Source organism: Hasllibacter halocynthiae, from assembly GCF_003003095.1.
In the GTDB taxonomy this organism is placed as follows: Bacteria; Pseudomonadota; Alphaproteobacteria; order Rhodobacterales; family Rhodobacteraceae; genus Hasllibacter; species Hasllibacter halocynthiae.
In genome coordinates, this window is the sequence record NZ_PVTT01000001.1 from 83,899 (window position 1) to 106,920 (window position 23,022).

At 71.0% G+C, this 23,022-nt stretch carries 21 protein-coding genes; 13 read left to right on the top strand and 8 right to left on the bottom strand.

Features of this window, described 5'->3' with window-relative positions:
- Positions 1–94 precede the first annotated feature (94 nt).
- From BCF33_RS00410 to BCF33_RS00435, 6 genes are all read left to right on the top strand, one after another.
- Positions 95–2,632: a putative PEP-binding protein gene (locus BCF33_RS00410; protein WP_106158985.1), complete on the top strand. Its 2,538-nt coding sequence runs from the start codon at positions 95–97 to the stop codon at positions 2,630–2,632.
- Positions 2,633–3,022: 390 nt separating this feature from the next.
- Positions 3,023–3,541 carry a cell wall hydrolase gene (locus tag BCF33_RS00415; RefSeq protein WP_106158986.1) on the top strand — a complete coding sequence of 173 codons (519 nt, stop codon included), beginning with the start codon at positions 3,023–3,025 and terminating at the stop codon, positions 3,539–3,541.
- A gap of 55 nt (positions 3,542–3,596) precedes the next feature.
- Complete coding sequence (locus BCF33_RS00420; RefSeq protein WP_106158987.1) at positions 3,597–4,436, top strand: dihydroneopterin aldolase; 840 nt, start codon at positions 3,597–3,599, stop codon at positions 4,434–4,436.
- A 25-nt stretch (positions 4,437–4,461) separates the two neighbouring features.
- Complete coding sequence (folP, locus tag BCF33_RS00425; protein ID WP_245883671.1) at positions 4,462–5,448, top strand: dihydropteroate synthase; 987 nt, start codon at positions 4,462–4,464, stop codon at positions 5,446–5,448.
- A complete protein-coding gene (gene glmM / locus BCF33_RS00430; protein ID WP_106158989.1) occupies positions 5,445–6,779 on the top strand; it encodes a phosphoglucosamine mutase in 1,335 nt (444 codons plus the stop codon). Before folP ends, glmM begins: the two co-directional genes overlap by 4 nt.
- Complete coding sequence (locus BCF33_RS00435) at positions 6,776–7,408, top strand: MSMEG_1061 family FMN-dependent PPOX-type flavoprotein (RefSeq protein ID WP_106158990.1); 633 nt, start codon at positions 6,776–6,778, stop codon at positions 7,406–7,408. The genes glmM and BCF33_RS00435 overlap by 4 nt, the downstream gene beginning before the upstream one ends.
- A 51-nt stretch (positions 7,409–7,459) precedes the next feature.
- Here BCF33_RS00435 and ilvC read toward each other — a convergent pair whose 3' ends face one another.
- From ilvC to BCF33_RS00465, 6 genes are all read right to left on the bottom strand, one after another.
- Positions 7,460–8,482, bottom strand: coding sequence for a ketol-acid reductoisomerase (gene ilvC / locus BCF33_RS00440; RefSeq protein ID WP_106158991.1), 1,023 nt, complete (start codon positions 8,480–8,482; stop codon positions 7,460–7,462).
- Between the two features lie 156 nt (positions 8,483–8,638).
- Positions 8,639–10,171 (bottom strand): Ppx/GppA family phosphatase, encoded by a 1,533-nt coding sequence (locus BCF33_RS00445; RefSeq protein WP_106158992.1) that lies wholly within the window; start codon positions 10,169–10,171, stop codon positions 8,639–8,641.
- Positions 10,172–10,333: 162 nt separating this feature from the next.
- On the bottom strand, positions 10,334–10,750 hold the full coding sequence (locus BCF33_RS00450; RefSeq protein WP_106158993.1) for a VOC family protein: 417 nt from the start codon (positions 10,748–10,750) through the stop codon (positions 10,334–10,336).
- Positions 10,751–10,873: 123 nt separating this feature from the next.
- Positions 10,874–13,054, bottom strand: coding sequence for an RNA degradosome polyphosphate kinase (locus BCF33_RS00455; RefSeq protein WP_106158994.1), 2,181 nt, complete (start codon positions 13,052–13,054; stop codon positions 10,874–10,876).
- Between the two features lie 647 nt (positions 13,055–13,701).
- Positions 13,702–14,355, bottom strand: coding sequence for an HdaA/DnaA family protein (locus BCF33_RS00460; RefSeq protein ID WP_106158995.1), 654 nt, complete (start codon positions 14,353–14,355; stop codon positions 13,702–13,704).
- The gene (locus BCF33_RS00465) at positions 14,352–15,524 is read right to left on the bottom strand and encodes an AI-2E family transporter (protein ID WP_106158996.1); all 1,173 of its coding nucleotides are present in this window, start codon (positions 15,522–15,524) and stop codon (positions 14,352–14,354) included. The genes BCF33_RS00460 and BCF33_RS00465 overlap by 4 nt, the downstream gene beginning before the upstream one ends.
- 530 nt (positions 15,525–16,054) lie before the next feature.
- Here BCF33_RS00465 and BCF33_RS00470 point away from each other — a divergent pair.
- Together BCF33_RS00470 and proS are read left to right on the top strand one after the other, a co-directional pair.
- The gene (locus tag BCF33_RS00470; RefSeq protein WP_106158997.1) at positions 16,055–16,330 is read left to right on the top strand and encodes a glycine zipper 2TM domain-containing protein; all 276 of its coding nucleotides are present in this window, start codon (positions 16,055–16,057) and stop codon (positions 16,328–16,330) included.
- Positions 16,331–16,523: 193 nt separating this feature from the next.
- Entirely contained in the window at positions 16,524–17,879 is a 1,356-nt protein-coding gene (gene proS / locus BCF33_RS00475) for a proline--tRNA ligase (protein WP_106158998.1), read from the top strand.
- Between the two features lie 27 nt (positions 17,880–17,906).
- Here proS and BCF33_RS00480 read toward each other — a convergent pair whose 3' ends face one another.
- On the bottom strand, positions 17,907–18,101 hold the full coding sequence (locus BCF33_RS00480) for a hypothetical protein (RefSeq protein ID WP_146132755.1): 195 nt from the start codon (positions 18,099–18,101) through the stop codon (positions 17,907–17,909).
- Positions 18,098–18,307 (bottom strand): DUF3072 domain-containing protein, encoded by a 210-nt coding sequence (locus tag BCF33_RS00485; protein WP_106159000.1) that lies wholly within the window; start codon positions 18,305–18,307, stop codon positions 18,098–18,100. The genes BCF33_RS00480 and BCF33_RS00485 overlap by 4 nt, the downstream gene beginning before the upstream one ends.
- Positions 18,308–18,402: 95 nt before the next feature.
- On the opposite strand from BCF33_RS00485, the gene BCF33_RS00490 reads away from it, so the two are divergent.
- The 5 genes from BCF33_RS00490 (at position 18,403) to upp (ending at position 22,968) form a co-directional block, all read left to right on the top strand.
- Entirely contained in the window at positions 18,403–18,798 is a 396-nt protein-coding gene (locus BCF33_RS00490; RefSeq protein WP_106159001.1) for a cytidine deaminase, read from the top strand.
- Positions 18,791–20,107 (top strand): thymidine phosphorylase, encoded by a 1,317-nt coding sequence (locus tag BCF33_RS00495; RefSeq protein WP_106159002.1) that lies wholly within the window; start codon positions 18,791–18,793, stop codon positions 20,105–20,107. Before BCF33_RS00490 ends, BCF33_RS00495 begins: the two co-directional genes overlap by 8 nt.
- A 106-nt stretch (positions 20,108–20,213) precedes the next feature.
- Positions 20,214–21,368: a phosphopentomutase gene (locus tag BCF33_RS00500; RefSeq protein WP_106159003.1), complete on the top strand. Its 1,155-nt coding sequence runs from the start codon at positions 20,214–20,216 to the stop codon at positions 21,366–21,368.
- Positions 21,365–22,351: an adenosine deaminase gene (gene add / locus BCF33_RS00505; RefSeq protein WP_106159004.1), complete on the top strand. Its 987-nt coding sequence runs from the start codon at positions 21,365–21,367 to the stop codon at positions 22,349–22,351. The genes BCF33_RS00500 and add overlap by 4 nt, the downstream gene beginning before the upstream one ends.
- Positions 22,339–22,968, top strand: a complete 630-nt coding sequence (gene upp / locus BCF33_RS00510) for a uracil phosphoribosyltransferase (protein WP_106159005.1) — start codon at positions 22,339–22,341, stop codon at positions 22,966–22,968. Before add ends, upp begins: the two co-directional genes overlap by 13 nt.
- Positions 22,969–23,022 lie beyond the last annotated feature (54 nt).

The window sequence follows — 23,022 nt, forward strand, 5'->3', positions numbered from 1 at the left end:
ACGGAGCGTCCCCGTCGCCCGGGCTGCCGAGGGCCATCTGCCCTTTACCGGATCGTGTGTCCGCCTATGCTGCCTTGCGAAAGGGGATGCCGCAGTGCAGCACGACACGCCCGACGCCCAGCCCTTCGTGCTCGTCACCCAGACGGCGCGGATCGACGCCGCGCGCCACGGGGGACGGGCCAAGTGCCTTCAGCGGCTCGTGCGCCTCGGCCTGCCGGTGCCTACCACCGTGGCGCTGCCCTTCGACACCGTGATCATGATCGCCCGCGGCGAGATGCCGGACATGGGGGCCCTCCTCGCGCATTTCGGGCCGGGGGCCGTCCTCTCGGTGCGCCCGTCCAGCCAGGATCCGGACTGGGGCGGGCCGGGGACGGTGCTCAACATCGGCCTCAACCCGGCGGTCGAGGCCGCGCTTGCCGCCAAGCTCGGGCCCGAGGCCGCCGCCACGCTCCATCTGCGCCTCGTCGAGACCTACGCCACCCAGGTCGCTCGCCTCGACCCCGAGCCCTTCGCCGACGCCGGCACCCCGGCAGCGGCCCGCGCCGCCTACGCGGACGAGGCCGGCGAGCCGTTCCCCGACGACCCCGCCACCCAGCTCGCGGGGGTGCTGCGCTCCATGGCCCGCGCATGGGAGAGTACGTCCGCCCGCCTCCTGCGGCAGGCGCACGGCGCGCCGGAGGATGCCGGGCTCGGCCTCGTCGTCCAGGCCATGGCGCTCGGCCTCGGGCCGGGCGCCTCCGGGGCGGGCGTCGTCCAGTTCGCGGACCCAACGACGGGCGATCCGGAGGTCACGGGCCGCTACCTGCCGCAGTCGCAGGGCCGGGCGGCGCTGCAGGCGCCCGAAGCCCTGTTCGTGCGCTCGGACCCGCGCGGGCCCGCCCTCGAGGATACCTGCCCCGAGGCGGTGGAAGCCCTCGTCGCCCACGGCGCGACCTGCCGCACCGGCCTGCGCGAGGAGATGCAGATCGAGTTCACGCTCTCTTCGGGGCAGCTCTCCGTCATCGACGCCGTCCGCGCGCCCCGGACGGAGCGGGCGGCCGTCCGCATCGCCGTGGCCTTGGCGGAGGACGGCGTCATCCCGCGCCCCGCAGCGCTCCTGCGGGTCGAGCCGCAGGCGATCTCGCACCTCCTTCATCGCAGCATCGATCCGGCGGCCGTGCGCGATCGCGTCGCCCGCGGCGTCCCGGCGAGCCCCGGCGCGGCGACCGGCCGCCTCGTCTTCACCGCCGAGGCCGCGCAGCAGCTCGAGGCCCGGGGCGACGCGGCCATCCTCGCGCGGCGCGAGACGGCGCCCGAGGACGTGCGGGGCATGCATGCCTGCGCTGCCATCCTGACCGAGCGCGGGGGCACCACCTCCCATGCCGCCGTCATCGCGCGGGGCCTCGGGCTGCCCTGCGTCGTGGGGATGCGGGACGTCCGCGTCGATCCCGCCCGCCGTACCCTCACGGCAGGGGGGCGGGTGCTCGCGGAAGGCGCCGTCGTGACGCTGGACGGGGCCGGGGGGGAGTTGCTGGCCGGCGCGCCGCAGCTGCTCGATCCGGCGCCGGGCGACGGGGCGCAGACCCTACTTGCGTGGGCCGACGACGCGCGTGACATCGGGGTGCGCGCCAATGCCGATACCGCGCAAGACGCGTTGAACGCGATGGCCTTCGGCGCGGAGGGGGTGGGGCTCTGCCGATCCGAGCACATGATGTTCGAGGCGGGCCGCCTCGCCCTGCTGCGCGAGCTCATCTTCGCCGAGGAGGACGCCGAACGGGATGCCGCCCTCTCCCGGCTCCTTCCGCTCCAGCGGCGGGACATGCGCGCCGTCTTCGAGGCGACGGCCCCGCGTCCGGTCTGCATCCGCCTCTTCGACCCCCCGCTGCACGAGTTCCTGCCGGCGACGCGCGAGGGCCTCCTCGAGATGGCGGAGGCCCTGGGCCGGCCCGTCTCGGAGGTCGAGCGGAGGATCGCGGGGATTGAGGAGGTGAACCCGATGCTCGGGATGCGGGGGGTCCGTCTGGCGGTCGCGTTCCCGCGCATCACCGGCATGCAGGCGCGCGCGGCGTTCGAGGCCGCGGCGGGCGCCCGTGCCGCGGGCCACGACGTCCCGCCGCCGGAGATCATGATCCCCCTCGTCACCGCCCGCCGCGAGGTCGAGCTGGTCCGCGCGCGGATCGAGGAAGTCGCCGCCGCGCTACGGGCCGAGACCGGTCAGGACGTGCCCTTCCGCCTCGGCTGCATGGTTGAGACGCCCCGGGCGGCCCTTCGAGCGGGCGAGATCGCGCCGCTCTGCGACTTCCTTTCGTTCGGGACGAACGACCTGACGCAGATGACCTATGGCCTCAGCCGCGACGATGCCGGACGGTTCATGTCGGAATACGTGAATCAGGGCGTCTGGCAGGAGGATCCGTTCCGCACGCTCGATCGCAGCGGCGTAGGGGAGCTTTTGTCCATCGCCGCCGAGCGAGCCCGGGCCGCGAAGCCCGGCATACCCCTGTCGGTCTGCGGCGAGCACGGCGGCGACATCGATTCGATCGCATTCTGCCGCGAGCAAGGATTCGATGCGGTGTCCTGTTCGCCGTTCCGGGTGCCGATGGCTCGACTTGCCGCAGCGCAGCTTACGCTTCTGAACCCGAAGCAAGGCATCTGATCCAACCTCCGCAACAACAGCATCAATCCCGCCGATCTGTTCCCACATCACCAGCAGGTTCCCGCCAAAGTGCGTTTTCTTAAGATTGTGGCAAGGTTGCACCGTTAGCCACGGCTCCGATACAGCTTCCGCGTCCGAGGTGGAAACGACCGCTCCGCCCGGACCGGCGGGCTGGGGAGCTGCGCCGGGAACTGCCAAGGGGATACCGCATACATGCTTCGCGCCTTTTCCGCAGCCGCTTTTTCGGCGGCCTCTCTATCCGTGCCCGTCTCCGCCTTGGCGGATGCATCGACCCTGGGTGCGATCGTCGGCCCCGATGCGGCGCATTCGGCTGCTCGAGCCGCCGCGCCCGGCGGCGTCGCCCCGCTCTGGTGGGAGAACGATTCATCGATGCTGCACGCTGCTTCCGCCACGCCCCTGGACACGGTCGACGACGATGGGGTCGAGGTCGAGTACACCCGAGCCTTCCTCGACGAAATCATCGCACCTGGCCTCGACGACGAGGGGGCCTGCCTTGCCGAAGCGATCTACTACGAGGCGCGGGGCGAGCCGGTGCGCGGCCAGTTCGCGGTCGCCGAGGTCATCCTGAACCGCACCCAGGACCGCCAGTTCCCCGATTCGGTTTGCGAGGTTGTGAACCAAGGCACCGGTCGGTTGCACGCCTGCCAGTTCTCATACACCTGCGACGGCATCCCCGAGCGCATGACCGACCGCCCGGCCGCCCGGCGCGCGGTGGCCATCGCCCATCTCGTCCTGGAGGAGATCGCGCCCAACGACCTGACGGGGGGCGCCCTCTTCTATCATGCGAACTATGTGCAGCCGTCCTGGGCGGAGGAGTTCTTCGAGACCGCGCAAATCGGGGTGCACATCTTTTACAACCCGGAGACGGAACTCGCCGAGGCGATCTGATCCCGGTGCCGCTTTGCGTCTGTCGCGAGGACCCGCGCCGCGCTAGGCCTGCCCCATGACGGAAGAGATCAGCCTGGCCTTCGCGCATCCATCCGAACGGGCGGCGGCGACGGCGTCGTCCGTCCCGCTCGACCGGATCTCGTTGCGGGGCCATGTCCGCAAGGCCGAGATCGGTGCTTTCCAGTCCGAGCGGGGGGTCTCGCAGCGGTTGTCCTTCGACGTGGTGGCGGAGGTCGCGCCGCCTCCCGCTGACGTGGCGGACGACGTCGACCGCATCCTCTCCTACGATCGTATCACGGAAGCCATCGACGACGAACTCACGGCCGGCCGGCTGAACCTCCTCGAGACGCTCGCCGAACGTGTCGCCGAGCGGGTGCTGGCCGAGCCGCGGGCCGTGCGGGTCTTCGTGCGCGTCGAGAAGCTGGATCGCGGCCCTGGCGCCCTCGGGGTCGAGATCGTGCGCACCCCGAGCCGCGGCGCGCCTGAAGCCGCTTCCGGGGATGCACCGGTCCCGGAGGTGCTGCTGCTGGGCGAGGCGTTCGTGAGCGCCTGGGACCTGCCGGCGCGGATCGACACCATCGAGGGGCGTCCGGCGGTCCTATGCCTCGAACTGCCGGAGAGGGTGCCACGGGCGGCCGGCGCCGCGGCCCAGCGGCGGATCGACCTTTTGGCGATCGAGCAGAATGGCTGGCGCTTGGCCGCGCGCGACCCGCGCTGCGTCGTGATCGGCACCCGGACTGAGATCGACCACGCGTTGCGCAACGGTCGGCTCGTCGTCTGGGCGCCGTCGAAGATGGTGCTGGATGCCTTCGACGCGCCCGTCGAGACGGACGGTGCCAGCCTCGCCGCCTGGCTGGCGGGAGAGCTGGGCGCAGGCGAGGTCCGGCGTCCGTGACGGCCGCGCGCCCGCACCGCGCCGCGTGAGGCTCTGGACGCCGATCCCGCTGGCCGGGCCGGACCCGGCCGGGGTGCCCCTCGCCGGCGGCCCGGCCCGCTTCGCCCATGCCATCGCGCCGGAGGGGGAGGTGGTGCCGGCGCGCGCCATGCCGGCGGAGGTGCTGCGTGCGCTGAGCGTGCCAAGGGCCGCACCGGGGGGCGGGGCCCCCGCGGTGTGGGGCATCCTCAACGTGACGCCGGACAGCTTCTCGGACGGGGGGCGCTTTGACCGCCCCGAGGCCGCGCTGGCACAGGCGGCGGCCCTGGCGCGGGTCTGCGACGTGATCGATATCGGCGGCGAATCCACCCGCCCCGGTGCGGCCGAGGTGCCCGAGGCCGAGGAGATCGCCCGGACCGCCCCCGTGATCGAAGCCATTCGATCGGCAGGGATCACGACGCCGATCAGCATCGATACCCGAAAGGCCGCCGTGGCCGAGGCGGCGTTGGCGGCGGGGGCGGGAATCGTGAACGACGTCTCGGCGGGCCGGTTCGACCCCGACCTCCTCGTCGTCTCCGCCAGGACGGGGGCCGGGTTGGTCCTGATGCACTCGGTCGGCACGCCCGAGACCATGCAGGACGACCCATGCTACGACGACGTCCTCGGCGAGGTCGCGGCCCATCTTGCCGAGCGGCTGGAGGCCGCGCGGACGGCCGGGGTGGCAGCGGACCGGGTGCTGCTCGACCCCGGGATCGGCTTCGGCAAGACGCAGGCGCACAACATCGCGCTCCTGCGAGGGCTGCCCGCGCTGCACGTGCTGGGGCGGCCGCTCCTGCTGGGGGCGTCCCGGAAACGCTTCATCGGCGTGATCGGGAACGCGCCGGAAGCTGCCGACCGGGCGCCCGGCTCGATCGCGGTGGCCTTGCGCGCGGCGCTGGGGGGGGTGCAAGCCTTGCGGGTGCATGACGCGGCGATGACGGCGCAGGCCCTGGCCCTCTGGCGCGTGGCCGGGCTGAAGGAGGAGGTGACATGAGCGGACTGTTCGGGACCGACGGCGTCCGGGGAACGGCCAACATCCACCCGATGACCGCCGAGATGGCCCTGAAGATAGGTCGGGCGGCAGGCGCCTTCTTCCGCAAGGACGGGCAGGATGCGCATCGGGTGGTGATCGGCAAGGACACCCGTCTGTCGGGCTACATGCTGGAGAACGCGCTGACGGCCGGGTTGACCTCCATGGGGATGGGGGTCCTTCTTCTGGGTCCGGTGCCGACGCCGGCGGTGGGGCATCTGACGCGCTCCATGCGGGCGGACCTGGGCATCATGATCTCGGCCTCGCACAACCCGGCCGAGGACAACGGCATCAAGTTCTTCGGCCCGGACGGATTCAAGCTCTCGGACGAGGACGAGGAGGCGATCACACGCTTCGTCGACGATCCCGGCCCCCTCGTCCCAGCGGAGGGGATCGGCCGCGCGAAGCGTATCGACGAGGCCGGGGGACGCTATGCGGAGGTCTGCAAGGCGTCCTCCGGCGTGCGGCTGAACGGGCTGAAGGTCGTCATCGACGCCGCCAACGGCGCCGCCCACCGCGTCGCGCCCAGCATCCTGTGGGAGCTCGGCGCCGACGTCGTGCCGATCGGGGTGGAGCCCAACGGCCGCAACATAAACCGCCTCTGCGGCTCGACCCACCCCGAGGCCGCGGCGGAGGTAGTGGTGGCACATGGCGCCGATGTCGGGATCTGCCTCGACGGCGATGCGGACCGCGTGATGATCGTCGATGAGACCGGCACCGTGGCTGACGGGGACCAGATCATGGCGCTCATCGCGCACCAATGGGCCGAGGCCGGGCGCCTGCGTGGCGACGCCTTGGTGGCGACGGTGATGTCCAACCTTGGGCTCGAGCGGTTCCTGAACGCGCGGGGCATCGATCTCGTGCGGGTGAAGGTGGGCGACCGCCACGTGGTCGAGGCGATGCGCGCGGGTGGCTACAACCTCGGTGGCGAGCAGTCGGGCCACATCGTCATGCTGGACCACGCGACCACGGGCGACGGGCTGATGGCTGGGCTGCAGTTCCTTTCGGCGATGCAGCGCACCGGCCGTCCGGCCTCAGACCTGGCCCGTCAGTTCGAGCCTGTCCCGCAGAAGCTGGTGAACGTCTCGATCCCGCGCGGCGCCCGCCCGCACGAGACGGAAGCCGTACGCGCCGTCGTCGCGGCCGCGACCGCCCGCCTGAACGGCGAGGGCCGCATCCTGATCCGTCCCTCGGGCACCGAGCCGAAGGTCCGCGTCATGGGCGAGCACGAGGACCCCGCCCTTCTCGAGGAGGTGGTCGCCGAGATCGCGGCCGCGGTCGAAGCGGCGGCATGATGGCCCGTCGCGCCATCCGGGACGAGGCGGCGCTCCGCACCCTCTTCCCGCCGACGTCCGAGATGGCGACGCGTAAGGTGCTCCGGCGGATCGATCCCCACGCTGCCGCCTTCATTGCCCGGTCGCCGTTCCTGACCATCGGGACCCAGTCGTCCGAGGGCCGCGCCGACGTCAGTCCGCGGGGCGACGCGCCGGGCTTCGTCCGCGTGCTGGACGAGCGGACGCTGCTGATCCCGGACCGGCCGGGGAACCGGCGGCTCGACACCTTGTCGAACGTCATCGCGAACCCGGCGCTCGGGCTGCTCTTTCTGATCCCCGGATTCGACGAGACACTGCGCGTGAACGGGCGGGGGACGGTGACGGACGAGCCGGCCCTTCTCGCGCTGACGGAGGTGGGTGGGCGCCGCTCGACGGTCGCGATTCACATCGTGGTGGAGGAAGTGTTCCTGCACTGCGCCAAGGCGCTGCGCCGCTCGCGCCTGTGGGATCCGGCGTCGCTCCAGGATCGGGCAGGGATGCCCTCCTTGATGCGCATGCTGCTGGACCAGACCGGCGGAACGACGGAGGAGGCCGAGCGCGCGCGCCTCGACGCCGACCTCGAGCGTCGCTACGGCGACACGATGTACTAGTCCCGGGGGGGCGAAGGCGGGGACCGTCCGCGAGGGCGGCCCCCTGGAGGATCAGTTCTTCGACTGGTCCACGAGCTTGCCCTTGCCGATCCAGGGCATCATCTCGCGCAGCTGCTGCCCGACCTCCTCGATCTGGTGGGCGTCGTTCATGCGGCGGGTGCCCTTGAAGAACGGCTGACCGACCGCGTTCTCCTGCATGAAGTCGCGAACGAACTTGCCGGTCTGGATGTCCCGCAGGACCGCCTTCATCCGCGCCTTCGTCTCGTCATAGGGCAGCACGCGCGGGCCGGAGACGTACTCGCCGTACTCGGCGGTGTTGGAGATCGAGTAGTTCATGTTCGCGATGCCGCCCTCGTAGATCAGGTCCACGATCAGCTTTACCTCGTGCAGGCACTCGAAATAGGCCATCTCGGGGGCGTAGCCGGCCTCCACGAGGGTCTCGAAGCCCGCGCGGATCAACTCGACCAAGCCGCCGCAGAGCACCGCCTGCTCGCCGAAGAGGTCGGTTTCGCACTCCTCCTTGAAGGTGGTCTCGATGATGCCCGAGCGCCCGCCGCCGATGGCGGAGCAGTATGAGAGGGCGATCTCCTTCGCGCGGCCAGACGCGTCCTGGTCGACGGCGATCAGGCAGGGTACGCCGCCGCCCTTCTGATACTCGCCGCGGACGGTGTGGCCGGGGCCCTTCGGGGCCATCATGATCACGTCGATCCCGGGCTTCGGCTCGATCAGGCCGAAATGGATGTTCAGCCCGTGGGCGAAGGCGATCGCGGCGCCCTCGCGGATGTTGCCCGCGACGTACTCGCGGTAGGTCTCGGCCTGCAGCTCGTCGGGCATGGTGAACATCAGAAGGTCGCACCAGGCGGCGGCCTCGGCGATGCCCATGACGGTCAGCCCCTCGCCTTCGGCCTTCTTCGCGCTGGCCGAGCCGTCGCGTAGGGCGACCACGACGTTCTCGGCCCCGCTGTCGCGCAGGTTCAGCGCGTGGGCATGGCCCTGGGAGCCGTAGCCCAGAATGGCAACCTTCATGCCCTTGATCAGGTTCACGTCGGCGTCGCGGTCGTAGTAGACGCGCATGGTGGATGTCCCTCCCGCTTGGATGTCGGGGACGGCCCTACAGAAGGCGGGGGAGGGGGAAAAGACCTGCGTTGGGCGTGGCGCCGTACCACGCGCCCATCTCCCCGCTAGGTGCTTCGCCGGCTTCGGTCGGCGCGACGGGACGTGGCGCGCCCCTCAGGATGCCCCCTTCACCACCACTTCGGCTTCGAGCGAGGCGCCCAGCGCCCTCAGCCGGGCGTCCGCCACCTCGCCGAACAGGCCGGCCGTCGCGCGGTCCATGCGAAACTCCAGCACCCTCTTCTTCGGCGCCCAACGCAGCTCGCCCATCGTGCCGGGATCGGACACAGACAGCATCGCCCCGAAGCGCATCGCCTTGCCCACGCGCTCGGCCTCGCGCACCCGATCCTCGGGCAGCAGCGACAGGACCTTGCCGAAACGCTCGTCGTCGCGGCTGTTCTTATAGCGGTGCATGAGCGCCAGCCCGAGGAACACCCGTTCGGGGTGAGTGAGGCCGCCGAGGTTCGCCCGGGTCGCGTTGTCGAAGCAAAGCTCGGCCCGGTAGTCGGGATGCGCCCGCCATGTGACGTCGTGCAGGAGGCAGGCCGCACGGATCAGGCGGCGCGTCTCCGGCCGGGCGGAGCGCCAGATGGGGCGGACGAAGCGGTAGAGCGTGCGCCCGAAACCGGGCAGGCGTGCATCCTTGGCCTCCGAGAACCGGCAGGCCTCGATCAGGGGGTCCCGTTCGCGGATGGCACGGGGCATCTGCTCGTAGAGCATCCCCTCGCGGATGCCGTAGGCGCTGACGCGGATCTCGGGCGGGCGCCACTCGTTGAGCACCGCTTTCAGCACCTCGCCCGCGAGCGGCACCAGCGAGATGCGCGACTCAGACAGCCCCGACCGCGCCTTGAGGTCCGAAAGGTCGTTCTCGGCGATCCAGCGGATCGTCTCCTTCGCTTCCTTCACCGTCATCCGGTACTCGTGGAGGACGTGGAGCGGGTAGTCCCGCCGCAGCATGTCCAACTTCGCGATGGCCCGCCACGAGCCGCCGACGAGGGTCAGGGGCTGCTTCTTGCCGCCGACCTGGGCCGCGAGGCGGGCGATGCCCTTTGAGATCGCGGCCTTGCGATCCTTCTTCGACCGGCAGCCCAGAAGTTTGAGCGGACCCAGATCGGAGGTCTCCCGCGCGCCGACGCGGCCCTTCTTCAGCTCGGCCAGCTCCATGGAGGAGCCGCCGATGTCGCAGACGAGGCCGGAGGCGCCTGGCCAGCCGAGCAGCACTCCCTGCGCGGAGAGGCGCGCCTCCTCCCGCCCGTCGATCACCCAGAGCTTCAGTCCGGTCGCGCGCTCGACCTCGGCGCGGAACTCCGGGCCGTCCTCCGCATCGCGGACGGCGGCGGTGGCGACGGCCGAAAGAGGGCGGATGCCCATGGCATCGCCCACCAATGCGAAGCGCCGCAGGGCGTCGAGGGCGCGGGACCTTCCTTCGGGATGCAGGCGCCCCGTCTCGGACATGTCGCGCCCGAGGCCGGCCATGACCTTCTCGTTATAGAAGTAGGCCGGGGAGCGCGCGGCCCCGTCGAACACCACCAGCCGGACGGAGTTCGACCCGACGTCCACCACGCCGACCCGCGACAGCGCCCGCGCCTCGGGCGACTCGAAGATCGGCCGGCCGAACGGCCCCCAGTCGGCGGCGCTCTCGTCGTTCATGGCAATTCCCCCGGGCGGTGCCTTCCCCCGGCGGACCCTGCTTCGCAATTCTACGGGCGGTCAACGTCACGGGGAAAGAAGTTCGACGCCCCGTCCTACGACGGGGCCGTCGCCCGCCCTCGCGCCCCTCCGCGCGAAGGCCTTCGACCTGCGGGATCCTTCCTACCCGTCGCGTCCCGGCTCGTCCGGATCGCTCGAGGTGAGAGCGACCTTATTTCCCTGCGGGTCCCGCAGATAGCCGACGTAGAAACGGGGGCCGTAGGCGGCACGAAAGCCCGGCGGCCCCTCGTCGGAACCGCCTGCGGAAAGCGCCGCCGCGTGAAGGTCGCGGATCTGCTTCTGGCTCCGGGCCTCGAACGCGACCATCGAGCCGTTCCCGGCCGAGGCCGGAAATCCATCGAATGTCGGCTTCACGTAGAAGTCCGGCGGCGCGGGGTGCCGGCCCGGCTTCGTCGGCAGGGCGTAACTCAGGCCTTCCGGCCCAGTCGTCAAAGAATATCCCAAGGGAAGGAGAAACGCGGAGTAGAACCGCTCAGCACGGGGGATGTCGTCCGCGCCGACCGTGACGTAGCCGATCACGCGGCGCCTCCCTCTCCGCGGCGTTCCGGGCAAGAGCGCGATGGCGCTTCCGGTCCGAAGCTGCGATGGGTCGGGTCTGCCGGCCCCAGACTCGACGACTGGCCTTCCACCTCCGCCGGCCCTTCATTCGGCCGCATGGGTCAGCGCCGGCACGTCCGCCGCGCCCGCCGTGCCGCGGCCCGAGAGGGACGGGTTCTCCATGAAGAAGCGATGGCAGGAGAAGGCCGCGTCGCCGGGATCGGGGCGGACGAAGGTTCCGTCGGGCCGCAGGACCCAGGACTGCAGCGTGTCGGCCATGTTGGCGGCCATGATCTGGCTGACGATCTGCGCCTTCACCGTGGGGTTGGTGCATTCCACCAGGGTCTCGACCCTGCGGTTCAGGTTGCGGCCCATCCAGTCCGCCGACGAGATGAAGACCCGCGCCCCCTTGCCGGGCAGCCCCTTGCCCGCGCCGAAGCACACGATGCGGCTGTGCTCTAGGAAGCGTCCGACGATGGACTTCACGCGTATGTTCTCCGAAAGGCCCTTCACGCCGGGCCGGAGGCCGCAGATCCCGCGCACCACGAGGTCGACATGCACCCCCCGCCCGGAGGCGGCGTAGAGGGCGTCGATCACCTCGGGCTCGATGAGGGCGTTCATCTTGGCCCAGATCGCCGCCGGGCGGCCGGCTTCGGCATGCTCGCCCTCGCGTTCGATCAGGTCGAGCAGGGTCGACTTCAGGTTCAGCGGCGAGATGGCGAGGTTCTCGAGCGCGGCGGGAGGGGCCGACCCCGAGAGGTAGTTGAAGATCTTGGCCGCGTCGCGCCCGAGCGCCGGATCGCATGTGAAGAGCGACAGGTCCGTGTATATGCGTGCCGTGATGGGGTGGTAGTTGCCCGTGCCGAAATGGGTGTAGGTCCGCAGGCGCGGGCCCTCGCGTCGCACCACGGTGCTTATCTTGGCATGCGTCTTGTAGTTCATGAAACCGTAGACGACGTGCGCGCCCGCGCGCTCCAGCTTGCGGGACTGGCGGATGTTCGCGGCCTCGTCGAAGCGGGCCTTCAGCTCGACGAGGGCGGTGACGGACTTTCCGGTCTCCGCCGCCTCGCAGAGCGCGTTCACCACCGGACTGTCGGCTGAGGTGCGGTAGAGGGTCTGCTTGATGGCGACGACGTCCGGGTCCTGCGCGGCCTGCACCACGAAGCGGACCACCATGTCGAAGGTCTCGTAGGGATGGTGCAGCAGCATGTCCTTCTGCCGGATGGCCGCGAACATGTCCCCGTCATGGTCCTGCACACGTTCGGGCACGCGGGGGCTGAACGGCGGCCAGAGCAGGTCGGGCCGGTCGGGCACCACCAGCTCGGAGAGGTCGGCCATGCCGATGAGGCCGTCGATCTCGACCACCTCGTCCTCGTCGACGCCCAGCTCCTCCATGATGGTGCGGCGCAGCCCGCTCGGCGCGCCGGCGGAGATCTTCAGGCGCACCACCTCGCCTCGGCGCCGGCGCTTCAGCGCGGTCTCGAACTCGCGCACGAGGTCCTCGGCCTCCTCCTCGACCTCGAGGTCGCTGTCCCGCAGGACACGGAAGACGCAATGCCCCTTGGTCCTGTAGCCCGGGAAGAGCGCGCCGAGATGCATCAGCAGAAGCGCGTCGAGCGGCAGGAAGCGCAAGGCGTCGCCATCGGCGGGCAGCCGCACGAACCGGTCGAGCTTGGCCGGGATCGGCAGGAGCGCGCGCAGCCTGTCGCCCCTGCGCTCAAGCGTCAGCGCTAGGGAGAGGCCCTCGTTCGGGATGAAGGGGAACGGGTGCGCCGGGTCGATCGCGAGCGGCGACAGCACCGGGAACACCTCGTCCATGAAGTAGGCTTCCGCGAAGGCCCGATCCCCTTCCGAGAGGTCGGCCGCCTCGCAGAGCACTATCCCGGCCTCGGCCATCTCGCCGCGCAGGGCGGACCATCGGTCCTGCTGAGCCTGCATGAGACGGCGGGCGTCCGCGTCGATCAGCGCGAGCTGCTCGGCCGGGGTGCGGCCGTCGGCGGCCGGGGTCTGGTTGCCGGCCAGGTCCAGCTCGCGCAGGCCGGCGACGCGGACGGTGTAGAACTCGTCGAGGTTGGTCGCCGAGATGGCGACGAAGCGCAGCCGCTCCAGCAGGGGAACGCGGGAATTCTCGGCCTCGTCGAGAACCCGCCAGTTGAAGGCAAGCCACGACAGCTCGCGGTTGAAGAAGCGGGAAGGGCCGTCCGGGTTGATCGCGCGCCCGGGCACGTCCGGCGCGATGGGCGGCGGGGGCGAGGCGGCGAGAAAATCGGTCTCGGGGACGCTCATGCGCTTCCTTGAGGGCTGGCGTGGCGGGAGCTGCGAGGATGGTGCACCCTTGGCACGAAGTCCAACACATCGACGGCACGACCCTCGCACCTGGGTGCCTCGGGCCGAGCATGCTTTGAGGGGCTCTCGCCCGGCCGAGGCCGTCATGCTCGTCCGGGGCCTCGTCCCGAACCCTTCTCCGTTCCTCCCTCCGCGACCGGAAGACTCCGGACCTGCAGTGTTCTCGCCTCTGCCGGGTCGGCATCGGCGGCGGACGGACGGCCGATTTCGACCTACCCCGGACGCTCCAGCGCGAAGCCGCGATTGGCCCCGGGCATCCGCTCTCGGTAGACGAAAGACCTGAGCAATCGGGTGGAGGGCAAGCATGGCTGGCGGGTGCGCGTGATCCGCCGCACGCTTGGGTCGAGGGCGATGCGGACCGACCACGTCGTTATCGGGACCTGTAGGCGGTCCGCGATCGCTACCGATCGGGGGCGAGGTGCACGGCGTAGGGCACGCCTTCGCGGCGAGGCAGTCAGTCGTCCCGAAGGTCGCGGGAAGACTCCGGAACCGGATGGGTGGGGTGGCCGTGTCACGGTCGGCCGCGACGCATGAGGATCAACCCGTCCGTGCCGCCATGTCGTCTGCAGCGGCGCCCGATCCGACCCTCATCGAAGCGTCTCGCGGGCCAGCGGTACGGTGATGGGCCGCTTGGCTGCCAGGGCCGCTGCGTCCAGACGGGCGACGGCGGCACGGATCGCCTCGGCGGACCGTTCCGTGTGCGTGGTCAGCCAAGCGAGGACGCGCGGGTCTGGCGCCACCCCCCGATCGGCGAACTGCTTGGCCGCCAGCGCCGCGAGCAGCGCATCGTCCGGGGGCGGAAGCGGTATCGCCAGCGCCTGCGCCGCGCGCGAGGCGAGGTCGGGCAATGCGCCCGCCCATATCCCCGGCGCGCCGCGCGCGGTCATCAGAAGGGGCGCTCCGGCCTGTGCCATCAGGTTGTGCAGGTGGAAGAGGGCCGTTCCGGCCCGCGGCGCCCGATCCAGGTCCTCGACCGCCAGCGGCCCCGCGGCGAGACGGGGCGCGGCCTCCTCGGTCACTTCCGCCGCCGGAACCACCAGCGCCCCCGACGAAGCCGCCCAGACCCGGGCGAGGTGACTCTTGCCCGCGCCCGGCGCGCCGATCAGCAGCGCCTTCGCGCCCGGCCACCCTCGCCAGCCGTCCAGCGCGGCGAGTACGGGCGCCGTCGCTTCCGTGACGAGGTAATCCTCCCGTCCCAGCGCCTCGCGCGCGGGCAGGGGCAGGGGAAGCTGCTCCGTCACCGCGCGCCGTCCGGGGGCGGGGCGAAGCCGTCCTCCGTGTCGGCCTCCTCGACTCGGTCCATCGCCTTCTCGGCGGCGTGCTCGTGCAGGAGGGGCGCGTCCGGCGGCCCCGGCTCGCCAGTGTAGAGCCGGCTTTCGCGGTAGAGCTCGATCAGGAAACGGATGATCACGCCGAGGACCGCGGCGATGGGCACAGCCGCCAAGAGGCCGACGAAGCCGAAGATCGCCCCGAACGCCGAAAGCGCCAGAAGCAGCCAGACGGGATGAAGGCCGACGCTGTCGCCAACGAGCTTGGGCGTCAGGAAGTTTCCTTCGGCGAACTGCCCGGACGCGAAGATGCCGGCGACCACGGCGATCCAGACCCAGTCCCCCCAGAACTGGACGAGGGCCATGCCGATCGCCGTTATCCCGCCCAGTATGGCACCTACGTAGGGGATGAAGGTCAGCAGCCCGGCGAACGCGCCGATGATCAGGCCGAAGTTCAGCCCGACCAGCGCCAGGGCGACCGCATAGTAAGCCCCGAGGATCAGCATCACCGTGCCCTGTCCCCTCAGGAAACCCGAGAGCGTCTCGTCCACCTCGCTGGCGAGGCGGCGGATGGTCTGCTGATGGTCGCGCGGGACGAGGGCGTCGATCGAGGCGATCATCCGGTCCCAGTCGAGCAGCATGTAGACCGTGACCACGGGCACGATGACGAGCAGGAGCACGACCCCCAGGAGGCCTTGACCCGCGGTCAGCAGGCCCAGGGCGATGGCGCCGCCCTGCTCGCGCAGCGCGGTGCCGACGCGCAGGGCGGCGTCCTCGATGCGTCCCGAGTATTCGGCGACGACCGGAAAACGCGTCAGGAACGGACCGTCCGGATCGATCAGGCGCTCGACCCATTCCGGGCCCTGGACGAAGAGCAGGCGGACCTGGTCCTCCAGCGTCAGGACGGTCGGGACGACGACGGCGACGAAGAGGAGGATCGCGCCGACGGTGATGACGGCGACCGAGAGGGCGCGGGACAATCCCCATTTCTCCAGCCGGTCGGCGACGGGGTCGAGGAAGTAGGCGATGGTCCCCCCGAGGACGAAGGGCAGAAGCACGTCCCCCAGGAGCCATAGCAGCACCAGGAGGAGCAGCGCGGCCACCCCCCAGTACTTGAGCTGCTGCGTCGGTGCGAGGGCCATGCGTCGTTCTCCTGTTCCGCATGGTTCTGCCGTTCCCCCGCGCGCCGCGCAACGCCCGAAGGCCGCGGGCCCCCGCATCGACGACGGGATTCGGGCATTGGGAGAGGTGCGGCGCCTCGGCCGGGCCATGCCGAAAGGTGCCCTCCCTCGGACGCGGCGGCCGTTCCAGGCCACGGCCGTATCGATGCCCCCCCGTGTCGCCGCGCGAGCAGGAACGACCAAGGCCGGCGACGGCGGCGATGGGGACGCGTCCGTCCGGTGGCAGCGACCATATCCCCTTCGGGTCGTTCTTCCCAATTCCCCGCGTTGCCGCCGCGACGGTGACGGATCCCGCGCCCGTGGATGGGCGACCCGACCTGCATGACCGGGAAGGGCAGCCGCACGTGCGCCTCGGACCCTGGACTCGGCGAAGCTTCGCCGGTCGGCGGTCGTCATTCGATAACGTCGGGTGTTCGAGCGCCTCCCGCGCACTAGCCCTTGAATGGGAGGCGCCCGAGTTCCCGGTGCGTCGACGAAAAAAGGAATCACTTATGAGAAAGATCCTGATCGCCCTTCCGGCCGCCCTGCTCCTGGCGGGCTGCGAGACTACCGGCGGCGTCGGAACCGCGAACCAGGGCGCGCTGACCGGCGCCGCGTTGGGCGCCGCCACCGGCCTCGCCGTCTCGGGCGACGACGACCGGGCCGCGGGCGCGCTCGTGGGCGCCGCCTTGGGCGCAGCGGCGGGCAACTTCATCGGCCAGACGCCGAGCGGGCAGTGCGTCTACCGCACCCAAGGCGGCGGTTCGGTCGTCGCGGCCTGCCCCTGACGATCCTTGGCGCCCCCGCCCCGGCGGCGGGGGCGCCATCGCGGACCATCCGCCCGGCGGTCGCGCCGGCGTCGCTGCACGTGGCCTCGGCGGGGGGCCGCATCGTTTCTCGAGCTTGGCCTGCGGGCCGCAAGGCGCTTGCCCGTCCCCGACGGCGCCCGTATCGCGGCGCAGGAGTCGTCCGGAGACCTCCATGCGCCTGAGCCGCTACTTCCTGCCCGTCCTGAAGGAGAACCCGTCGGAGGCGCAGGTCGCCTCGCATCGCCTGATGCTACGGGCGGGCATGATCAAGCAGCAGGCCGCCGGCATCTACTCCTGGCTGCCCCTCGGCTGGCGGGTCCTGCGGAACGTCGAGCGAATCGTCCACGAAGAGCAGCAGCGCGCCGGGCACCTTCCCGTGCTGATGCCGACGATCCAACCGGGCGAGCTCTGGCAGGAATCGGGGCGCGACAACTCCTACGGGCCCGAGATGCTGCGGATCACCGACCGGCAGGGGCGGAAGATGCTCTATGGGCCGACCAACGAAGAGATGATCACCGACATCTTCCGCGCCCATGCCAGCTCGTACAAGGAGCTGCCGCTGACCCTCTATCACATCCAGTGGAAGTTCCGCGACGAGATCAGGCCCCGCTTCGGCGTCATGCGCGGGCGCGAGTTCCTGATGAAGGACGGCTACACCTTCGACCTCACGCGCGAGGACGCGATGATCGCCTACGACCGGCACATGGTCGCCTATCTCCGGACCTACGAGCGGATGGGGCTGACGGCTATTCCGATGCGCGCCGACTCAGGGCCCATCGGCGGCGACGACACGCACGAGTTCCTGGTTCTGGCGGAGACCGGCGAATCCGAGGTGATGTACGACAGCGCCGTCACCGACCTGCGCCTCGGCGACCGCAGGGTCGACTACGACGACGCTGCACAGCTCCGGGCGATCTGCGAGGAGTGGACACGCCCCTACGCACGAACGGACGAGACCCACGACGTCGCCACGTTCGAGCGGCAAGTTCCGGAGGCGCGACGCCGCCTCTCCCGGGGCATCGAGGTCGGACAGATCTTCTATTTCGGCACCAAGTACTCCGAGCCCATGGGCGCGACCGTCCAGGGACCGGACGGCAAGCCGGTTCCCGTGCACATGGGCTCGCACGGGATCGGGGTCTCGCGCCTCGTCGGCGCCATCATCGAGGCCAGCCATGACGACAAGGGCATCGTCTGGCCCGAAGGGGTGACGCCTTTCCATTGCGGCATCGTCAACCTCCGGGCCGGCGACGGAGCCTGCGACGCCGCCGCCGCCGCGTTGGAGGAGGGGCTCGCAGCGCTCGGCCTCGAGGCGCTCCACGACGATCGGGACGAGCGGGCGGGCACGAAGTTCGCGACCATGGATCTCATCGGCCTGCCCTGGCGCATCACCGTGGGGCCGCGCGGGATCAAAGGCGGCGTCGTCGAACTGACCTCCCGCCGCACAGGGGAGAGCGAGGAGCTGCCCCCCGCCGAGGCGTTGGCGAAGGTAGCGGCCGCCTATGGAGTGCGCGCGGTGGTGGAAGGCTGACCGGCGGCCCTCCGCCGGAACGCCCTGCTAGGCGGACCGCCCGCTCAGCGCCATGATCCGCTCGTCGGCCTGCTCGCGGGTGAGGCTGGAATCCTCTTCGGCGCCCAACTCGCGCAGTCGCATCGCCTGCTCGTGCGTCATGGGCTCCGAAGCTTCGCCGCCGCGATGATCGCCGCCCTGCTGGGTCAGAACGCCCTTCATCGGGAACATGTTGCTGCTCACGACCCGCGTCCCGTCTTCTCCTGCAGGGCGTCGATGCGCTTGGACGCCTCCGCCTTGGAAAGCGAATCGTCGAATTCCTCGCCCGCCTCTTCGCAGAGCGTCTTGAGGTAGCTCGCCTGCGCGCCGGTCATCGCCTCGTCGCCGGTGGTCCAGTCGTCAGGATCCTTGGCCGCGTTTCCGGGGGCCTCGTTCTTCACGTCGTCCATGCCGTCCTCCGTTCACGGTGCGTTCGCAGCACCAACGCGCCATCCGCCCCGGCGTTCCGCTGGACAGGCGAAGGCAGGGGCGGCATTCAGCGCGGATGGACCACGCCGACCTGATCGAGGCCGCCCGCGACGCGCGCGAGGCCGCCTATGCCCCCCATTCCGGCTTCAAGGTCGGCGCCGCCATCCTTTCGGAGGGGCATGTCCACCGGGGCTGCAACGTCGAGAACGTCGCCTATCCCGAAGGCACCTGCGCCGAGGCTGGGGCGATCGCGGCCATGGCCCTCGCCGGCGGGCGGCGGATCGATGCGGTGGCCGTGATCTCGGGGGGGGCGGCCCCCGTACCGCCCTGCGGCGGCTGCCGCCAGAAGCTGAACGAGTTCGCGGAGGCGGACGTGCCCGTGATCATGGCCACCACCGGTGGCGCGCGAGAGGAGACGACCGTGGGCGCCCTCCTTCCGGGCGCGTTCGGCGCGGAGCACATGGATGCCTGAGTTGCGCCCGGCGGCGATGCTGCGGGCGATGCGAATGGGCGAGCGGCCAGTGTCGGGGGATCTCCGGGCGTTCGCGCTGGGCATCGCGAACGGCAGCGTCTCGCTCGAGCAGGCGGCGGCCTTCGCCATGGCGGTCTGCATGGGGCCGGGGCTGGGCGAGGGGGGCCGCGTCGCGCTGACCGAAGCGATGCGCGACGGCGGCGCCGTGCTGGACTGGCAACTCGACGGGCCTGTCCTGGACAAGCATTCCACCGGCGGTGTGGGGGATTGCGTGTCGCTGATCCTCGCCCCGGCGCTCGCGGCCTGCGGGGCTTACGTGCCGATGATCTCGGGGCGGGGCCTGGGGCACACGGGGGGCACCCTCGACAAGCTGGAGGCGATTCCGGGGCTCTCGGTCGCGGGCGACGTCTCGCGCCTGCGGCGCGTCACGGGCAAGGTCGGCTGCGCGATCATGGGCGCGTCCGAACGCGTCGCGCCCGCCGACCGCATCCTCTACTCCGTGCGGGACGTGACCGGCACGGTAGAGAGCCTCGACCTCATCGTGGCATCGATCCTGTCGAAGAAGCTCGCGGCCGGGCTCGACGCGCTCGTGCTCGACGTGAAGTGCGGCACGGGCGCCTTCAACCCAGACATGGAGGCCGCGCATGCCCTAGCCGAGGCGCTGGTGTATACCGCGAACGGGGCGGGGCTGCGGTCGGTTGCCCTCGTCACCGCGATGGACGAGCCGCTGGCCCCCGCGATGGGGAACGCGGTGGAGGTCATGGCCGCGATGGAGGTCCTGACGGAGGACACGGGCTGCGACCTCTCGGAGGTGACCTGCGAGCTCGGCGGCGCGCTCCTCGCGCTCGGCGGGCTGGTCCCGGACGCGGAGGACGGGGCAGACCGGATCGCCGGGGCGCTAGCCGACGGCCGCGCGGCGGAGGTCTTCGGGCGCATGGTCGCTGCCCAGGGCGGGCCCGGCGACTTCGCGCACCGCTGGCGCGACCGTTTGCCGGGGCCGAAATTCGTCGTCGAGGTCGGCGCGCCCCGGGCCGGCGTGCTGGCATCGGTGGACGGGCGCGCCCTGGGTGAGGCGGTCGCCGCGCTGGGCGGCGGGCGGCAGCGTCCCGGCGACCGGGTCGACCCGTCCGTGGGTCTGACGGGGATCGCCCGGATCGGCGACCGGGTCGAGGCCGGCCAGCCCCTCGCGGCGATACACGCCGCTTCGGAGGACGATGCCCGGGCGGCCGCGGTCGCGGTCCTCGGCGCGATGCGGGTCGCGGACCGGGCCGAGGCCTCGCCACCCCTGGTGTTGGGGCGCGTCAGATGAGGGACGCCCCTTCGAAGGTGCGATCAAAACCCCTCAGGCCGACCGGGGTGCTCGGTTTCCCGAACCTCGGCGAAATGTCGTCGCCGACGGAGAAGGAGCGACATGCATGAGACGGGTGTTCCTCATCGTGCTCGACAGCGTCGGGATCGGCGGGGCGCCGGACGCCGCGGATTTCGGTGACGAAGGAGCGGATACGACGGGCCATATCCGCGCGGCGGTTGGCCTCGACGTACCGGTGCTGGACGGGCTCGGGCTGGCCCATGCTCACGCGGCGGCTAACGGGCAGCCCGTCCCGAAGGCGTCCGTCACGGGGCGCTGGGGCGCCGCGACCGAAGCGTCCCGTGGCAAGGACACCCCATCCGGCCATTGGGAGTTGGCAGGCCTGCCCGTACCGTTCGAATGGACCTACTTCCCCGACGACGATCCTGCCTTCCCATCAGAGGTGATGACCGCAGTGGCCGAGGCAGCCGGAACGAGGGGCACGCTGGGCAATGCCCACGCCTCCGGCACGGATGTCATCGCGCGGCTGGGGGAGGAGCATCTGCGGACGGGCCGGCCGATCCTCTACACATCCGCGGACAGCGTGGTCCAGATCGCCGCCCACGAGGAGGCGTTCGGGCTGGAACGGCTTCTGGAGGTCTGCCGGGCCGTAGCGCCGGCCCTTCACGCGCGAAAGGTCGGGCGGGTCATCGCCCGGCCCTTCATCGGCGAGCCCGGCACGTTCGAGCGAACCGCGAACCGGCGCGACTTCGCACTCGAGCCGCCGGGACAGACGCTGCTCGACCTCGCGGCGGGGGCGGGGCGCGAGGTGGTCGCGGTGGGCAAGATCGCGGACATCTTTGCGGGCCGCGGCGTCACCCGCAGCCTCAAGGGTCGTGACGCCGCCCTGATGGCGCATCTCGACGCGCTCGCGGTCGAAGCCCCGGAGGGCGCGCTGGTATTCGCCAACCTCGTCGAGTTCGACAGCGAGTACGGCCACCGCCGCGATCCCGAAGGCTACGCGCGCGCGCTGGAGCGGTTCGATCGCTGGCTCGGCCCGTTCCTCGCGAAGCTGCGGGCAGGGGATCTCGTCGTCGTCACCGCCGACCACGGCAACGACCCCACCTGGCGCGGCACTGACCACACGCGCGAACGGGTTCCCGTTCTGATCCACGGCGCCGGGGTCGGGCCGCTCGGCCCGCTGGCCTTTTCCGACGTCGGCGCGACGGTTGCGTCATGGCTGGACCTGCCTCAGCCGCATCATGGGAGGAACGCCCTATGAACTGGCGGGACGCGCCGAAGGTCGAGCTGCACCTCCACCTCGAAGGAGCCGCCCCGCCGACCTTCATCCAAGGCCTCGCGGAGGAGCAGGGCATCGACCTGCGGGGCGTCGTGGATCGGGACGGTTATCGCTGGAACGGGTTCGCCGGGTTCCTGCGCTGCTACGAGGCCGCCACGAGCGTCCTTCGCGGCCCGCGGGAGTTCGGGCGCCTGACGGCGGCCGTTCTGGAGGATCTGGAACGACAGGGCGCGGTCTATGCCGAGGTCTTCCTGAGCCCCGCCTTCTGCGGCGGCGGGGACCTTGCGGCCTGGCGCGAGCACCTTGCCGCGATGGAGGAGGCGGCCCATGCCTCGCCGGTCGAGATGCGCGGGATCGTCACCTGCATCCGGCACGAAGGTCCCGAGGCGGCCAAGCGTTCCGCCCTCTGCGCGGCCGAAACGGGCGACGGCTCGGGGAGCGGCTTCGTCACGGGCTTCGGCATGGGCGGAGACGAGCGCGTCGGCCGTCAGCAGGACTTCGCTTGGTCCTTCGATTGCGCGCGCGAGGCCGGTCTGGGCCTGACCACCCACGCCGGCGAGTGGCGCGGTGCGGAGGAGGTGCGCGACGCGCTTGCCCTCGGGGTCTCGCGCATCGGTCACGGCATCCGCGCCGCCGAGGATCCCGCCCTGACGGAGACCTTGGCCGAACGGGGCACCGTGCTGGAGGTCTGCCCCGGCTCGAACGTGGTCCTGGGTGCGTCCGGGCCGCTCGAGGGTCACCCGATCGAGCGGCTGCGCGCCGCCGGCGTGCCCGTCACCGTCTCGACGGACGACCCCCCGTTCTTCGGCACCACGCTGACCAAGGAATGGGAGGGGCTGGAGCGTGCCTTCGGCTGGGACGAGGGCGACCTGCGCGCGCTCAACGAGGTGGCGCTTCGGGCCGCCTTCTGCGACGAGGTCACGAAGGACGCGATCCGCAAGAGGCTGAGCGAATGGACCACCTGACAGTCGTCGACCACCCCCTCGTGCAGCACAAGCTGACCCTCATGCGCGAGGAGGGGACGAGCACCCAGAAGTTCCGCCGGCTCCTGCGCGAGATCAGCCTGCTCCTGGCCTTCGAGGCGACGCGGAACCTGCCGATGACGACGCGCCGGATCGCGACGCCCATGACCGAGATGGACGCGCCCACGATCGACGGGCCGAAGCTGGCGCTGGTGTCGATCCTGCGGGCGGGGAACGGCCTTTTGGACGGCATCCTCGACCTGATCCCGAGCGCGCGGGTGGGCTTCGTCGGCCTCTACCGCGACGAGGCGACGCTCGAGCCGGTCGAGTACTACTGCAAGCTGCCCGAACGCCTCTCCGAACGGCTGGTGATCGCCGTGGACCCGATGCTGGCGACGGGCAACTCCTCCGTCGCGGCGGTGGACAGGATCAAGGAGGCGGGGGCGACGGACATCCTGTTCCTCTGCCTCCTCGCCGCGCCCGAAGGGGTTGAGCGCATGAAGGAGGCCCACCCCGACGTACCAGTCGTCACCGCCGCCCTCGACGAGCGGCTGAACGAGGTCGGCTACATCGTCCCAGGTCTGGGCGACGCCGGGGACCGGATGTTCGGCACCAAATAGGCACGCCGCCGAAACGGGGGCGCTTCCCCCGATTTCGCTTGCCTCGATGCGTTC

Bases quoted from the DNA above. Each gene is read 5' to 3' on its own strand.
- BCF33_RS00455 (WP_106158994.1), bottom strand. From the start codon at position 13,054: ATGAGCGTCCCCGAGACCGATTTTCTCGCCGCCTCGCCCCCGCCGCCC.
- upp (WP_106159005.1), top strand. From the start codon at position 22,339: ATGGACCACCTGACAGTCGTCGACCACCCCCTCGTGCAGCACAAGCTG.
- BCF33_RS00490 (WP_106159001.1), top strand. From the start codon at position 18,403: ATGGACCACGCCGACCTGATCGAGGCCGCCCGCGACGCGCGCGAGGCC.
- proS (WP_106158998.1), top strand. From the start codon at position 16,524: ATGCGCCTGAGCCGCTACTTCCTGCCCGTCCTGAAGGAGAACCCGTCG.
- BCF33_RS00415 (WP_106158986.1), top strand. From the start codon at position 3,023: ATGCTGCACGCTGCTTCCGCCACGCCCCTGGACACGGTCGACGACGAT.
- add (WP_106159004.1), top strand. From the start codon at position 21,365: ATGAACTGGCGGGACGCGCCGAAGGTCGAGCTGCACCTCCACCTCGAA.
- glmM (WP_106158989.1), top strand. From the start codon at position 5,445: ATGAGCGGACTGTTCGGGACCGACGGCGTCCGGGGAACGGCCAACATC.
- BCF33_RS00420 (WP_106158987.1), top strand. From the start codon at position 3,597: ATGACGGAAGAGATCAGCCTGGCCTTCGCGCATCCATCCGAACGGGCG.
- BCF33_RS00435 (WP_106158990.1), top strand. From the start codon at position 6,776: ATGATGGCCCGTCGCGCCATCCGGGACGAGGCGGCGCTCCGCACCCTC.
- BCF33_RS00495 (WP_106159002.1), top strand. From the start codon at position 18,791: ATGCCTGAGTTGCGCCCGGCGGCGATGCTGCGGGCGATGCGAATGGGC.
- BCF33_RS00485 (WP_106159000.1), bottom strand. From the start codon at position 18,307: ATGGACGACGTGAAGAACGAGGCCCCCGGAAACGCGGCCAAGGATCCT.
- ilvC (WP_106158991.1), bottom strand. From the start codon at position 8,482: ATGCGCGTCTACTACGACCGCGACGCCGACGTGAACCTGATCAAGGGC.
- BCF33_RS00445 (WP_106158992.1), bottom strand. From the start codon at position 10,171: ATGAACGACGAGAGCGCCGCCGACTGGGGGCCGTTCGGCCGGCCGATC.
- BCF33_RS00500 (WP_106159003.1), top strand. From the start codon at position 20,214: ATGAGACGGGTGTTCCTCATCGTGCTCGACAGCGTCGGGATCGGCGGG.
- BCF33_RS00465 (WP_106158996.1), bottom strand. From the start codon at position 15,524: ATGGCCCTCGCACCGACGCAGCAGCTCAAGTACTGGGGGGTGGCCGCG.
- BCF33_RS00470 (WP_106158997.1), top strand. From the start codon at position 16,055: ATGAGAAAGATCCTGATCGCCCTTCCGGCCGCCCTGCTCCTGGCGGGC.